Origin of the sequence: Acidovorax sp. Leaf78 (genome assembly GCF_001422735.1) — a bacterium.
Lineage (GTDB): Bacteria > Pseudomonadota > Gammaproteobacteria > Burkholderiales > Burkholderiaceae_C > Acidovorax.
Genome location: NZ_LMLZ01000020.1, coordinates 91,974 through 104,331, shown reverse-complemented (window position 1 = coordinate 104,331; position 12,358 = coordinate 91,974). Strand labels below are relative to the sequence as shown.

General features: G+C 67.6%; 13 protein-coding genes. 8 read left to right on the top strand and 5 right to left on the bottom strand.

What is annotated here, in order from left to right; translation table 11 throughout:
* The first annotated feature begins 22 nt into the window (after positions 1-22).
* From boxA to ASF16_RS12175, 5 genes are all read left to right on the top strand, one after another.
* Positions 23-1,306: a benzoyl-CoA 2,3-epoxidase subunit BoxA gene (gene boxA, locus ASF16_RS12190; RefSeq protein WP_056167223.1), complete on the top strand. Its 1,284-nt coding sequence runs from the start codon at positions 23-25 to the stop codon at positions 1,304-1,306.
* A gap of 300 nt (positions 1,307-1,606) precedes the next feature.
* Positions 1,607-2,776 carry a DUF3182 family protein gene (locus tag ASF16_RS12185; RefSeq protein ID WP_056167220.1) on the top strand — a complete coding sequence of 390 codons (1,170 nt, stop codon included), beginning with the start codon at positions 1,607-1,609 and terminating at the stop codon, positions 2,774-2,776.
* The gene (locus ASF16_RS12180; protein ID WP_056167217.1) at positions 2,760-3,518 is read left to right on the top strand and encodes a S9 family peptidase; all 759 of its coding nucleotides are present in this window, start codon (positions 2,760-2,762) and stop codon (positions 3,516-3,518) included. Before ASF16_RS12185 ends, ASF16_RS12180 begins: the two co-directional genes overlap by 17 nt.
* 152 nt (positions 3,519-3,670) lie before the next feature.
* Positions 3,671-3,817: a hypothetical protein gene (locus ASF16_RS26555; protein ID WP_200926897.1), complete on the top strand. Its 147-nt coding sequence runs from the start codon at positions 3,671-3,673 to the stop codon at positions 3,815-3,817.
* A gap of 262 nt (positions 3,818-4,079) precedes the next feature.
* A complete protein-coding gene (locus tag ASF16_RS12175) occupies positions 4,080-5,090 on the top strand; it encodes an SDR family oxidoreductase (protein ID WP_056169061.1) in 1,011 nt (336 codons plus the stop codon).
* A 76-nt stretch (positions 5,091-5,166) separates the two neighbouring features.
* Here the strand turns inward: ASF16_RS12175 and ASF16_RS12170 are convergent, their stop codons facing one another.
* Positions 5,167-5,391 carry a hypothetical protein gene (locus ASF16_RS12170; RefSeq protein ID WP_056167213.1) on the bottom strand — a complete coding sequence of 75 codons (225 nt, stop codon included), beginning with the start codon at positions 5,389-5,391 and terminating at the stop codon, positions 5,167-5,169.
* 178 nt (positions 5,392-5,569) lie between these two features.
* Here ASF16_RS12170 and ligD point away from each other — a divergent pair, with 178 nt between their 5' ends.
* The 3 genes from ligD (at position 5,570) to ASF16_RS12155 (ending at position 7,632) form a co-directional block, all read left to right on the top strand.
* Positions 5,570-6,499 (top strand): non-homologous end-joining DNA ligase, encoded by a 930-nt coding sequence (gene ligD, locus ASF16_RS12165; RefSeq protein WP_369817145.1) that lies wholly within the window; start codon positions 5,570-5,572, stop codon positions 6,497-6,499.
* A 40-nt stretch (positions 6,500-6,539) separates the two neighbouring features.
* Positions 6,540-7,121: a flavodoxin family protein gene (locus ASF16_RS12160; RefSeq protein ID WP_369817144.1), complete on the top strand. Its 582-nt coding sequence runs from the start codon at positions 6,540-6,542 to the stop codon at positions 7,119-7,121.
* A gap of 82 nt (positions 7,122-7,203) precedes the next feature.
* On the top strand, positions 7,204-7,632 hold the full coding sequence (locus tag ASF16_RS12155) for a surface-adhesin E family protein (RefSeq protein ID WP_056167211.1): 429 nt from the start codon (positions 7,204-7,206) through the stop codon (positions 7,630-7,632).
* A gap of 359 nt (positions 7,633-7,991) precedes the next feature.
* On the opposite strand, the gene ASF16_RS12150 is transcribed toward ASF16_RS12155, so the two are convergent.
* The 4 genes from ASF16_RS12150 to epsC form a co-directional block, all read right to left on the bottom strand.
* Positions 7,992-10,112, bottom strand: coding sequence for a family 2A encapsulin nanocompartment cargo protein cysteine desulfurase (locus ASF16_RS12150; RefSeq protein WP_082516894.1), 2,121 nt, complete (start codon positions 10,110-10,112; stop codon positions 7,992-7,994).
* 6 nt (positions 10,113-10,118) lie between these two features.
* Positions 10,119-11,051 (bottom strand): family 2A encapsulin nanocompartment shell protein, encoded by a 933-nt coding sequence (locus ASF16_RS12145; RefSeq protein ID WP_056167209.1) that lies wholly within the window; start codon positions 11,049-11,051, stop codon positions 10,119-10,121.
* 81 nt (positions 11,052-11,132) lie between these two features.
* Positions 11,133-11,405, bottom strand: coding sequence for a helix-turn-helix domain-containing protein (locus tag ASF16_RS12140; protein WP_056167206.1), 273 nt, complete (start codon positions 11,403-11,405; stop codon positions 11,133-11,135).
* On the bottom strand, positions 11,402-12,340 hold the full coding sequence (epsC, locus tag ASF16_RS12135) for a serine O-acetyltransferase EpsC (RefSeq protein ID WP_056167203.1): 939 nt from the start codon (positions 12,338-12,340) through the stop codon (positions 11,402-11,404). Before epsC ends, ASF16_RS12140 begins: the two co-directional genes overlap by 4 nt.
* Positions 12,341-12,358: the final 18 nt, after the last annotated feature.

Genomic DNA, 12,358 nt, shown 5'->3' with positions numbered 1-12,358 from the left:
GCGGCTTCGCTGGAAGAAAAATATGGATACCACCACGCTGATCGACAACGGCATGCTGAAGCAGCACCTGATCGACCCCGAGATCTGCATCCGCTGCAACACCTGCGAGGCCACCTGCCCGGTGGGCGCCATCACGCACGACGACAACAACTACGTCGTGCGGGCCGATGTGTGCAACGGCTGCATGGCCTGCATCTCGCCCTGCCCCACGGGCTCCATCGACAACTGGCGCACCATGCCGCTGGCGCGCGCCTACAGCATCGAGGAACAACTGACCTGGGAAGAACTGCCCGCAGAGCTGTCGCCCGAGGAGCTGGCGGCCGAGGGCGCACCGGCCGCGGCGGCACAGGCCACCGCGCTGCAGGCTGCGCCGCCCGCCGCCGCGGCAGAGCCCGGGGCCCAGCCGTTTCAATCGGCCCAGTACGGTGCCACCGTGCCGCCCTGGTCGGCCGCGCACCCCTACACCAACCTGTTCCCGCCGAAGAGCCCCACCACCGCCACAGTAGTGGGCAACTTCAACTGCACCGAAGCGGGTTTCGAGAGCGAGACGCACCACGTGGTGCTCGACTTCGGCAGCATGCCGTTCCCCGTGCTGGAGGGGCAGTCCATCGGCATCATCCCGCCGGGCACCGACGCGCTGGGCAAGGCGCACCACGCGCGCCAGTACTCGATTGCCAGCCCGCGCAACGGCGAGCGTCCCGGCTACAACAACCTGGCGCTCACGGTCAAGCGCGTGACCACCGACCACGACGGCCACGCCGTGCGCGGCGTGGCCTCCAACTACGTGTGCGACCTGCAGGTGGGCGACAAGGTGCAGGTTGTGGGGCCGTTCGGCAGCTCGTTCCTGATGCCCAACCACCCGCGCTCGCACATCGTGATGATCTGCACCGGCACCGGCAGCGCACCGATGCGGGCGATGACCGAATGGCGCCGCCGGCTGCGCAGCAGCGGCAAGTTCGAGGGCGGCAAGCTGCTGCTGTTCTTCGGGGCGCGCACCCAGCAGGAGCTGCCCTACTTCGGCCCGCTGCAAAGCCTGCCCAAGGACTTCATCGACATCAACCTCGCGTTCTCGCGCACCGCAGGGCAACCCCGGCGGTACGTGCAGGACCTGATGCGCGAGCGCGCTGCCGACCTGGCCGCGCTGCTGCGCGATGGCAGCAGCCATTTCTATGTGTGCGGCCTCCAAAGCATGGAGGAAGGCGTGGTGATGGCCCTGCGCGACATCGCCACCGCCAGCGGGCTGGACTGGAGCCAGGTGGGCGCGGCGCTCAAGCGCGAAGGGCGACTGCACCTGGAGACGTATTGAGGGATGGGGCATTCAAACTGCCCCTACCGCTTTATACGCCACACTTTGCTGCTATATATTTAATAGCAAACAACCTCCAGGGCCGGCAAAGCACGCTGCAGGCCGGCTACGAGACCCTGCGTGCATCGGTTCTTGGCGTGTTGCACGGCCTTACACCGGAGTGGCGCGGCTGTCCCACGCTTGCTTATCCGTCCTACACCGAATGGAGCGGTCCAAAAATACGATCCTTTCAGAATGTCTGTGCTTCGGCACCGGCGCCGCCGGCCCGCTGGCCGGCCCTCCGAAAGGAAAGGACCTTGCATGACCGACCCGACCGTCCACGACGGCCCCTTGCGCTCCGTGCAGCAGCCCACGGCGTTGCAGCATGAAGCAGAAGTCGTCATGCCCTTCACGTTGGGCCTGCAAGGCCATGCCAGCGAGCACGAGCGCCAGACCCGCGAACACGTGGCGCGCCGCGTGGCGCACCTGAAGGGCTGTGCATACAGCGACGAACTCGCCCCATCGCTGTGGACCCAGCGCACCTACCTGGTGCCGAGCGAAACTCTGGTGGAGGCTTCCGCCCTGAACCTGCACATGCGCGGCGAGGACGACCTGTTCGGCGGCGTGGTGCCCCATGCCTTCGTGGCGACCAAGGCCATCACCCACCCCTTGATCGCACCCGATGCGGCCGCCCCTTTGGGCTGGAGCCACACCCTGCCCGAGGCCATTGAGAAGGCCGTGCTGGCGGGCTACACCGCCTTCACGCGCCACGACGCGGTCGAGGCCGGCGAACGGTTGCTGGCCCTGGGGCCCGTGCGCATCAAGCCCGTGGCGGAGACTGGCGGGCGCGGGCAGTCGGTGGTGCATGCCATCGGCGAGCTGACCATGAGCCTGGCGGCGCTGAGCGACAACGCCTTTGCCGAGCATGGCGTGGTGCTGGAGCACAACCTCTCGAACGTCGACACGCTGAGCGTCGGCCAGGTGCGCGTGGCGGGCATCCTGGCCTCGTACCATGGCCGCCAGCGCCTCACACGCGACAACCGCGGCGCCGTGGCGTACGGCGGGTCGGACCTGACCGTGGTGCGCGGCGACTTCCATGCGCTGCTGGCCACGCTGCCGCCCGGCCCGGTGCGCAAGGCGGTGGACCAGGCACTGCTCTACGACGCCTCAGTGCGGCAGTGCTTTCCGGGCTTCTACGCCTCGCGCGTCAACTACGACGTGGCGCAGGGCATCCATGCCGGAGGCGAATGGAGCTCCGGCGTGCTGGAGCAGTCCTGGCGCATCGGCGGCGCCACCGGGGCGGAGATCGCCGCGCTGGAGGCCTTTCATGCCGACCCCGGCCTGCACACGGTGCGGGCCAGTTGCATCGAAGAGTTCGGCCCTTTGGCGCCGCCCCCCGCATCGGCCGTCGTCTACTTCCAGGGCGAGGACCCCGAGGTCGGGCCGCTGACCAAGTACACCGTAGTGCATACCGATGGCGACACGGCATAGAGACATTCAGATCCCCTCGGGCGACCGCACCATCGCAGGCACGCTGGTCGCGCCGGACACGGTGGTGCCCGGCGTGATGCTGGTGCACGGCTGGGACGGCAGCCAGGAGCAGTACCTCTCGCGGGCCCACGCCATTGCGGCGCTGGGCTGCATATGCCTCACCATCGACCTGCGCGGCCATGCCCGCGACAAGGCGCACCGCGACACTGTGACGAGGGAAGACAACCTGAACGACATGCTGGCCGCCTACGATGTGCTCACAGGGCACCCGGCCGTGGACCGCAGGTCGGTCGCGGTGGTGGGCAGCAGCTACGGCGGCTACCTGGCTACCGTGCTCAGCGCGCTGCGACCCGTGCGCTGGATGGCGCTGCGTGCGCCCGCCCTCTACAAGGACGAGGACTGGCTGGTGCCCAAGCAGCATCTGGACCGGCAGGAACTGGCCCGCTACCGCGCCATGAAGCTGCCCACCGACGCCAACCGCGCGCTGGCGGCCAGCGCACAGTTCGAAGGCGATGTGCTGCTGGTGGAATCCGAGCGGGATGTCATCGTGCCGCACCCGGTGCTGGAGAACTACCGCGCAGCCTTCTTGCGCTCCCGATCCATGACGTACCGGGTGATCGCAGAGGCCGACCACGCACTGGCCCGGCCTGAATGGAGCGAGGCCTATACCGGCATGCTGGTGAACTGGATGAAGGAAATGCTGGGCCACGCGAAGGACAGCGCGGCATCCGCCCGCCAGTGATACGCGGCACCCACGCAGGTCGCTGGATGCTGCGCACGCATCCACTCTGATGAGAGAAGCCGACGCTGTCTGACACGGCCTGCCCTGGTCCGATGGGGTAATGAGGCATCAAGTACCTCTGAAGCCCCTCTGCAGCCCTCTGGGAGACCGTCATGTCCAAGACCCACCGTACCGCGACCGACCACGTCAAGCCCCGCACACTCAAGCGCATGCGCCAGGGCGAGGCGATGGCCCGGCCCCGCAGCGTGCCGCTGCGATTCCCGGACCCCGAACCGCCGGTGTGGAAGCCGTTGGGCTGATGGCCGGTCCGTCGGTCTGCGCACACCGCGCCCCTTGCCGAACCACACACACGCACTGAACATATCCATGAGCACACAACGCCCCGCACCGCCGCGCCGCAAGCCGGCCTCATCCTCGGCTGCTGCGCCCGCTCCAGCAGCACGAACATCAGCCCGTGCAGCAACAGCGCCAGCGGCATCAACATCCGCGGCCCGACGTTCATCCACATCTTCATTGACGCCGTCACCCAAGCAGTCGCCGGCCACCGCCCGCAAGTCGGCAGTGCCTGCGTCCACGGCCGGTGCTGCATCCACCACCACGCTGAAGCAGCAGAAGATCCAGGCCGAGCAGGATGCGAAAGACCAGCAGCAGAAGGCTGCGAAGCCCAAGGCCGGTCAGCCAGCCAAGAAGAAAGCCGCCCCAGGCCCGGGCCGCGAAGAGCCCACCACCCCGCTGCCCCGGCAACACCTGACGAAACCCGGCATAGAGGCCGACCTGCAGTTGCAGCCGCGCTTCGAAGCGCCGCACTACCAAGGCAGCGGCAAGCTGGAGGGTTTTTCCACGCTCATCACCGGCGGTGACTCGGGCATCGGACGTGCCGTGGCGGTGCTGTTTGCACGCGAAGGGGCCGACGTGGCGATTGCCTACCTGTCCGAGCACGAGGATGCCAAACGCACCCGCGAACTGGTGGAGGCAGAGGGCGGGCGCTGCATCCTGCTGCCGGGCGATGTGCGCGATGCGGCGTACTGCCAGCAGGCCGTCCAGCAGACGGTCAAGGCCTTTGGCAAGCTCAACGTGCTGGTGAACAACGCGGCCTTTCAGGAGCATGCAGCCTCGCTGGAAGATTTGACCGAAGAACGTTTCGACGAGACCTTCCGCACCAACATCTACGGCTACTTCCACATGGCCAAGGCCGTCCTGCCGCACCTGCATCGCGGCGACGCGATCATCAATACCGGCTCGGTCACCGGGCTGCGCGGCAGCAAAGAGTTGCTGGACTATTCGGCCACGAAGGGGGCGATCCATGCGTTCACCAAGGCCTTGGCACACAACCTGGCCGACAAGGGCATCCGCGTGAATGCGGTGGCGCCCGGCCCGGTGTGGACGCCGCTGAACCCCGCGGACAAGCGCCCCGAAGATATTGCCAAGTTTGGCGAAGACACGCACATGGGCCGGCCTGCACAGCCTGAGGAAATCTCGCCCGCCTATGTGTTTCTGGCAGCGCCGTCGTGCTCCAGCTACATCACCGGCACGGTGCTGCCCATTACCGGCAACGCGGGCGATGGTGCGTGACCTGGGCTCTGCGCGCCGCGCTGGCCGCATGGAGCGGCCACGCAGGCCGATACCGCAGCCCGGCTGCGGGCAGCGGTCAGGGCTTTCTGTCGCCCCGGGCGTATTCCTCGACCGCCGCAACGGCCCGCTGCCGGGTGTCGAAGGTGGCCTCGCGCACGGGCGTGTTGTGGCCGTCGACCAGCAGGCTCTGGATGGTGACCCGCCCTGCATCGCCGTGCGAGAGCACCGCTGAGTAAGACGCGCCATCGGAGGTGCCGAACACGTTTTCTTCGCTGGGTTGTTGTGGGTTGACTGACTCCATGAAGGCTCCTTGAGTTTGGGACCCATTGTCAGCAGGAACCAGCGCGACGGCTGTAGGCAAAAAGCGCTTGCCCGTACGCCACGGCAGGCGCATGCCAGGTGCCGCAAGGGCCACGCACTCTGCGCTGCAACCTCCGCCTTGGCACCCGCTCCACCTTCTTGACTATGAGAACCACGCCATGCCCCGCACCGCCACAGCCCGCCCCCCAGTGAAGCGCGCGCAACCCTCGCAGCCCGAGCCCCGCATCACCCATGGCGAACGGGTCGTCGACGCATCCACCGGCATCACCAAGATGGACATGGTGCGCTACTACGCGCTGGTGGCGCCGCTGATGCTGGAGCATCTGAAGTCACGCCCCGTGGCGGTGGTCCGCGCGCCTGACGGTATCGAGGGGCAGCTGTTCTTTCAGAAGCATGAGGACAGCGACCGCATGGCGGGCGTGCTGCAGCTGGACCCGGCCCTGGACGAGGGGCACGACCCGCTGATGGAGATCGCGTCTGCGCAGGGCCTGCGCAGCTATGCCCAGATGAACGTCATCGAATACCACACCTGGAACGCACTGAAGGACCGCATCGAGCGCCCCGACCGCATGACGTTCGACCTGGACCCGGGCGATGGTGTGTCGTGGCAAGAGGTGCAGGAAGGCACTCTGCTGGTGCGCGTGCTGCTGCAGGAGCTGGGCCTGCCCGCGTTCCTCAAGACCAGCGGCGGCAAGGGGCTGCATGTGGTGGTGCCCCTCAAACGCCTGCGCGACTGGGACACGGTGCGCGCGTTCTCCAAGGCCATCGTGGAGCACTTGGCCCGCACGATACCGGAGCGCTTCGTCGCCAAGAGCGGGCCACGCAACCGCGTGGGCAAGATCTTCGTGGACTACCTGCGCAATGGCCGGGGCGCCACCACGGTGTGCGCCTGGTCGGCCCGTGCGCGGCCCGGCATGGGCGTGTCCGTGCCGGTGGCATGGGACGAGCTGGACGGCCTGACCAGCTCCGCGCACTGGACGGTGCAGACCATAGCGCCCCGCCTTGCCGCCGGCAACACGCCGTGGGACGGCTACGCACAATCTGCAGCCACCCTGACCGCGGCCATGAAGACGCTCGACTTCGCTTGACCGTCGCCGTGCAATGCAGAGGCGGCGATATGCTCGCCGCATGGACAAGACCCCCTCGCCTGCGATGCCTGCACCAGCGATATCAGCGTCGACAGCCACGCCCGCCGCTCCGCACGACCCGGCCGCGCCACTGAAAACGCTGCTGATCGTCTACCACTCGATGACGGGCGGCACGCAGCAGATGGCCGAGGCGGCTTGCCGGGGTGCATCGCAGGAGCCCGGTGTGCACGTGCGGCTGCTGCACGCCAGCCAGGCGGGTGCTGCAGACATGCTGGCAGCAGATGGCGTAATGTTTGCCACGCCGGAAAACCTGGCGGCCATGAGCGGGCAGCTCAAGGACTTTTTTGACCGCAGCTACTACGGAGTGCTCGACCGGGCCAACGGCCGCCCGTACGCCTGCATGGTCTGCGCGGGCAGCGACGGCACCCAGGCGGCGCGGCAGGTGGCGCGCATCGCTACCGGCTGGCGCCTGAAAGCCGTGGCCGAGCCGCTGATCGTCTGCACCCACGCGCAGACGCAGGCGGCCATCCTGGCGGCCAAGCAGATCGACGCCGCCGACCTCACGCGCTGCGAGGCCCTGGGCCGGGCATTGGCGGCGGGGCTGGCGATGGGCGTTTTCTGACGGACCTTCATGACCCTGTGCCAAATGCCTGCACGGCGCGTCCATTTGGTGTTTGAATAGCGTTTTGCAAAAGAGGCCGTCCATGAAATCCGTTGTGCTCGCTGCCGCGCTCATCTCCGCTACAGCGGGTGCGCAAAGCTCCACATGGCTCACCGTGGTCGGCGACCCTGGCAACGCATCCACGGACACCGTGGAAGTGGACGCCACCAGCGCGGTGGCCTTCGAGTCCATGCGCCTGGTCAAGCTGCGGGTCAACCGCGGCACAGCGCGCACTGCGTTCGACGGCAAGCCCTTTCGCTCCTACTACTCCACAGCCATGGTGGACTGCAAGGAGAACAAGGCCTGGCACCGGTCGATCAGCCTTTTCAGCGGCCCCTTGTGGCAAGGCCAGATGCGCATCCACGATTACGTGGAAAGCGATGGCCGCAACCTGGCCTTTGCAGACATGGCCGACAACCCCCGCGACCGCTTGATCAGGGCCGCTTGCGCGATTTCGCTGCAGGAGAAATAGCCACCGGGGCGCCCGGCACAGGCGCTGCGCTTCCTGGGCAGCAGTGCGCCGCCCTGCCGAGGCGCGGTCGCGCAGCGCGCATAACACAGGCCATCGAATGAAATACCTGCCTACCGCTTGATAGACATGCATTTTTAGCTATTTAATTGATAGCAAATTGCTGCACGAGCCTGACGTATCTGCGGAGCAGGCAGTACGGCACGGAAAGGCCTTGGGCTCGTCCGCCAGGCACCTTGAGACCCACAGCAGGCCCCCCAAAAAACAGGCGCTCTGCCTTGTCAGCAAGAGCGCCCGCAGAGGCTGGAGGGATCGATGCAGACAGGCCCGGTCGAACCCGTTGGGGTTTCGGTCCGGTTGGGTCAGATCCGCTGCGCTGCCAGCCTGCGGACCACCGTGGTCAGGCGGTCGATCTCGTCGAAGGTGTTGTAGAACGCCAGCGACGGCCGCACCGTGGTCTCCACACCAAAGCGGCGCAGGATGGGCTGCGCGCAGTGGTGGCCGGTGCGCACGGCAATGCCCTCCTCGTTCAAGGCTTTGCCGACCTCTTCGGTGGAGTAACCCGCCAGCACGAACGACATCACGCTGGCCTTGTCCGCCGCCGTGCCGATGAGCCGCACGCCGCGGATGGTGGACAGCTGCTGCATGCCGTACACCAGCAGCTCGTGCTCGTAGCGCGCGATGTTCTCGATGCCCACGCGGTTGACGTAGTCGATGGCAGCGCCCAGGCCCACTGCGTCGGCGATGTTGCCGGTGCCCGCCTCGAACTTGTTGGGGATGGGCTGGAACACCGTCTTCTCGAAGGTCACGTCGGCGATCATGTTGCCGCCGCCCTGCCACGGGGGCATGTCTTCCAGCACCGAGCGCTTGCCCCAGACCACTCCGATGCCGGTCGGCCCGAACACCTTGTGGCCCGAGAAGACGAAGAAGTCCGCATCCAGGTCCTGCACGTCCACCCGCATGTGCGAGACCGACTGCGCGCCGTCGACCAGGGCCTTGGCCCCTGCGCGGTGCGCCAGTGCCACGATCTCCTTGACCGGCACCACGGTGCCCAGCGCGTTGGACACCTGCGTGACCGCGACGATCTTGGTGCGGTCGTTCAAGAGCTTTTGGTATTCATCCAGCAGCACCTGGCCCGAGTCGTCCACCGGAATCACGCGCAGCTTCGCGCCCTTCGCGGCCGCCAGCTGCTGCCAGGGCACGATGTTGGCGTGGTGCTCGAGGTTGCTGACGATGATCTCGTCGCCCTCGCCCACATGCTGCGCGCCCCAGCTCTTGGCCACGAGGTTGATGGCCTCGGTGGCGCCGCGCACGAAGATCACCTCGTTCACATCCGGAGCGTTGATGAAGGTCTTCACGCGCTGGCGCGCGCCTTCGTACGCATCGGTGGCCCGCGCCGCCAGCTCGTGCGCGGCGCGGTGGATGTTGGAGTTCTCGTGCTCGTAGAAATAGCTGATGCGGTCGATGACCGCCCGGGGCTTGTGCGTGGTGGCCGCGTTGTCGAACCACACCAGCTGCCGCCCGTTCACGCGCTCGGCCAGCACCGGGAAGTCCCGGCGGATGGCGTGCACATCGAACGGCGGGTGGTGGCCCTGCCCCGCCAGCGGCACGCTGGCGTGCGGCGCGGGCTTGGCCGGCGTCACGTAGCCGCTGGGCAGCACCACCGCATCGGTGAAGTAGAACTGCGCAGGCGCGGCACCGGCACTGGACTGGCCCAGCGGGCCTTGCGATGCCGATGGCGCGCTGCGCAGGTCCACACCTTGCAGCGATGCGAAGGGCTGGCGGGCCAGCTCGTCGCTGATGCGGGTGTCGCCCAGTGCGTTGGGAGAAGTACCGTAGGGCGCGCCCGTCGGCGCGCCGGCAGACGGTGCCGGGTGCCCGCTGGGGGACGGCTGCCCGTGGCGGTCGGCCAGGAAGTAGAACGGCGATGCTGGCTGGGCGGCACCGCCCGTGGGCGCATTCCGCGCTACCGAACCGGCGTTGGCACCCGACGCCTCGGGCACGCCCAGCGCAGCGCCACCCAGGCGCGGCTCGTACGCTGGCAGTGCACTGACCACCGTGTCCGGCAGGCCGTTGCCCGCCGTGGCGTGCGGCAGCAAAGCCGGGGCCCGGTGCGCCAGCGACGCCAGGGGCGTGGGCGATGCCGGGACAATGTTGCTGCCCGGAAAGACGCCGGGCGGGATCGGCGTGCCCGGCACGCTGGGCCCGAACCCCGCAGGGCTGACCAGCGGCGAGCCTGGCGGCGCGATGTTGACGGGCGCCTGCACGCCGGCCGGCACGGGCGACAGCGCCTGCGCAAAGCCGGGGACGGCGCCCTGTGGTGTGGACGGCAGCGCGGCGGCGGGGCCGGCCGGCAAAGCCGGTGCCTCGCCCGGCCGGGCCGAGAAAAGCGCTGTGGCCATCTGCGCCAAAAGCGCAGGGCTGATCGGCGCTTCCAGCGCGTGGGGGACTGCGCCTTGCGGCGTGGATGGAAGATTGCTCACCGCGGATTACTTGTAGGTATCGGGGTAGTCGTGGTACTTGTTGATCTCGACGTCATCGAGCACCGCCAGGGCGTCGGTGGTCAGCACGGCCAGCGAGCAGTACAGCGAGATCAGGTAGGACGCGATGGCATGGTTGTTGATGCCCATGAAGCGCACCGACAGGCCAGGGCCCTGCTCGCCCGGCAGGCCGGGCTGGAACAGGCCGACCACGCCCTGGCGCTTGTCGCCCACGCGCAGCAGCAGGATCTTGCTTTTGCCGTCGGCCACAGGCACCTTGTCGGACGGGATCAGCGGGATACCGCGCCAAGTGATGAACTGCGAGCCGAACAGGCTCACCGTGGGCGGCGGCGTGCCGCGGCGGGTGGCTTCGCGGCCGAAGGCAGCAATCGCCAGCGGATGGGCCAGGAAGAAAGCGGGTTCCTTCCAGACCTTGGTCAGCAGCTCGTCCAGGTCGTCGGGCGTGGGGGCACCGGTGAGCGGGAAGATGCGCTGCTCTTCCGTCACCTGTGCCAGCAGGCCGTAGTCGGGGTTGTTGATGAGCTCGCTTTCCTGGTTTTCCTTGATCGTCTCGATCGTGAGGCGCAGTTGCTCCTTGATCTGGTCGTGCGGGCTGCTGTACAGGTCCGACACGCGGGTGTGCACGTCGAGCACGGTGCTCACGGCATTGAGGAAATATTCGCGCGGGTTTTCTTCATAGTCCACGAAGGTGCGCGGCAGCTGGTTCTCGGACTCCTTGGCGGTGCATGCGACCTTGATCGCCTCGGGGTTCTTGACCTTGTTGAGGCGGTAGATGCCCGCTTCGACCGGAACCCACTGCAGCAGGTGCGTCAGCCAGCGGGGGCTGATGGTCTCCAGTTGGGGGACTGTTTTGGTCGCGTTGGCGAGTTGCCTTGCTGCGTGATCGCCGAGTGCGGTGGTACCGCCCACTGTTGCCGACATGTGAGAACTCCGTGTGGTTGAAAACTGAATGGGGAAAAGATGAAACTGCGGCGCTGAGTGTCAAAGCTCTGCGGCCGGGCTTCAACAGGCTATAGCCGCCAACTGAAGGCCGCGCACCAGGTTGGCGGTGTGCACCACCTCGCCGCGCGTGACCAGCGTGGAAGGCGTCACGCCCAGAGCCACCGCGAGCTTCTCGACGGTGACCAGGGACGCGATCACGCGGCCGCGCTCGACCTCGCCGACGTAAGAGCGGTTGAGGTCCGAGTGCTCGGCCAGCCGCTCCTGCGACCAACCCTGCGCTTCGCGCGACTGGCGCACCGCGATGCCGAAACCTTTGATGAGCGTGGTGGTCATGGCAGTGCCTCGGCGGCGGCCGCAGGCCGGGGGGTGCGCCCCGACTCCTGGGTGCTGGCCTGCGTCACGTTGCCGCCGGGCGCCACGTCGTGCGTGAGCCAGACATTGCCGCCGATGACCGCGCCCTTGCCCAGCGTGACGCGCCCGAGGATGGTGGCGCCCGCATAGATGACCACGTCGTCCTCGACCACCGGGTGGCGCGGAAGGCCCTTTTGCAGCACGCCCTGCGCGTCGGTGGGAAAGCGCTTGGCGCCCAGCGTGACCGCCTGGTACAGGCGCACGCGCTGGCCGATGACGGCGGTCTCGCCGATGACGACACCCGTGCCGTGGTCGATGAAGAAGCCAGCGCCGATCTGCGCACCGGGGTGGATGTCGATGCCGGTCTGGCTGTGCGCCAGCTCGGACACGATGCGCGCGAGCAGCGGCAGGCCCAGCCGGTACAGGCAGTGGGCCAGGCGGTGGTGGATCATGGCCAGCACGCCGGGGTAGCACAGCAGCACCTCGTCCACGCTGCGCGCGGCGGGGTCGCCCTGGTAGGCGGCCAGCACGTCGCTGTCGAGCAGCCGTCGGATCTGCGGCAGGGACTGTGCAAACGCCTGCGCCACCTGCTGGGCCTGGTCCTGCACGCCGTCGGCGTCGCGCTCTTCGTGGCGGGCGCTGTACGTCAGCTCCAGGCTGATCTGCGTGAACAGCGTGTGCAGCGCGGTGTCGAGCGTGTGCGCCACGTAGAAGTCCTCGCTCTCCTGGCGCAGGTCGTAGGGCCCCAGGCGCATGGGAAAAAGCGCGCCCTTGAGCTGCTCGACCACCTGGGCCAGCGCGTCACGCGAGGGGAACTCGCGGCCCCCCGGCTCTTGCGATCTCTTTTGCGCCTCGCGCCATTCGCGGCGCACCTCGCTCAGCGAAGCGGCGATCTGCTCGATGTGGAAATTTGCCATGGGTGCCTTGTGCGCTGC

What these genes read in the sequence shown, in the direction of transcription:
- boxA (WP_056167223.1), top strand. Translation starts at nt 23, where the DNA reads ATGGATACCACCACGCTGATCGACAACGGCATGCTGAAGCAGCACCTG.
- ASF16_RS12185 (WP_056167220.1), top strand. Translation starts at nt 1,607, where the DNA reads ATGACCGACCCGACCGTCCACGACGGCCCCTTGCGCTCCGTGCAGCAG.
- ASF16_RS12180 (WP_056167217.1), top strand. Translation starts at nt 2,760, where the DNA reads ATGGCGACACGGCATAGAGACATTCAGATCCCCTCGGGCGACCGCACC.
- ASF16_RS26555 (WP_200926897.1), top strand. Translation starts at nt 3,671, where the DNA reads ATGTCCAAGACCCACCGTACCGCGACCGACCACGTCAAGCCCCGCACA.
- ASF16_RS12170 (WP_056167213.1), bottom strand. Translation starts at nt 5,391, where the DNA reads ATGGAGTCAGTCAACCCACAACAACCCAGCGAAGAAAACGTGTTCGGC.
- ligD (WP_369817145.1), top strand. Translation starts at nt 5,570, where the DNA reads ATGCCCCGCACCGCCACAGCCCGCCCCCCAGTGAAGCGCGCGCAACCC.
- ASF16_RS12160 (WP_369817144.1), top strand. Translation starts at nt 6,540, where the DNA reads ATGGACAAGACCCCCTCGCCTGCGATGCCTGCACCAGCGATATCAGCG.
- ASF16_RS12155 (WP_056167211.1), top strand. Translation starts at nt 7,204, where the DNA reads ATGAAATCCGTTGTGCTCGCTGCCGCGCTCATCTCCGCTACAGCGGGT.
- ASF16_RS12145 (WP_056167209.1), bottom strand. Translation starts at nt 11,051, where the DNA reads ATGTCGGCAACAGTGGGCGGTACCACCGCACTCGGCGATCACGCAGCA.
- ASF16_RS12140 (WP_056167206.1), bottom strand. Translation starts at nt 11,405, where the DNA reads ATGACCACCACGCTCATCAAAGGTTTCGGCATCGCGGTGCGCCAGTCG.
- epsC (WP_056167203.1), bottom strand. Translation starts at nt 12,340, where the DNA reads ATGGCAAATTTCCACATCGAGCAGATCGCCGCTTCGCTGAGCGAGGTG.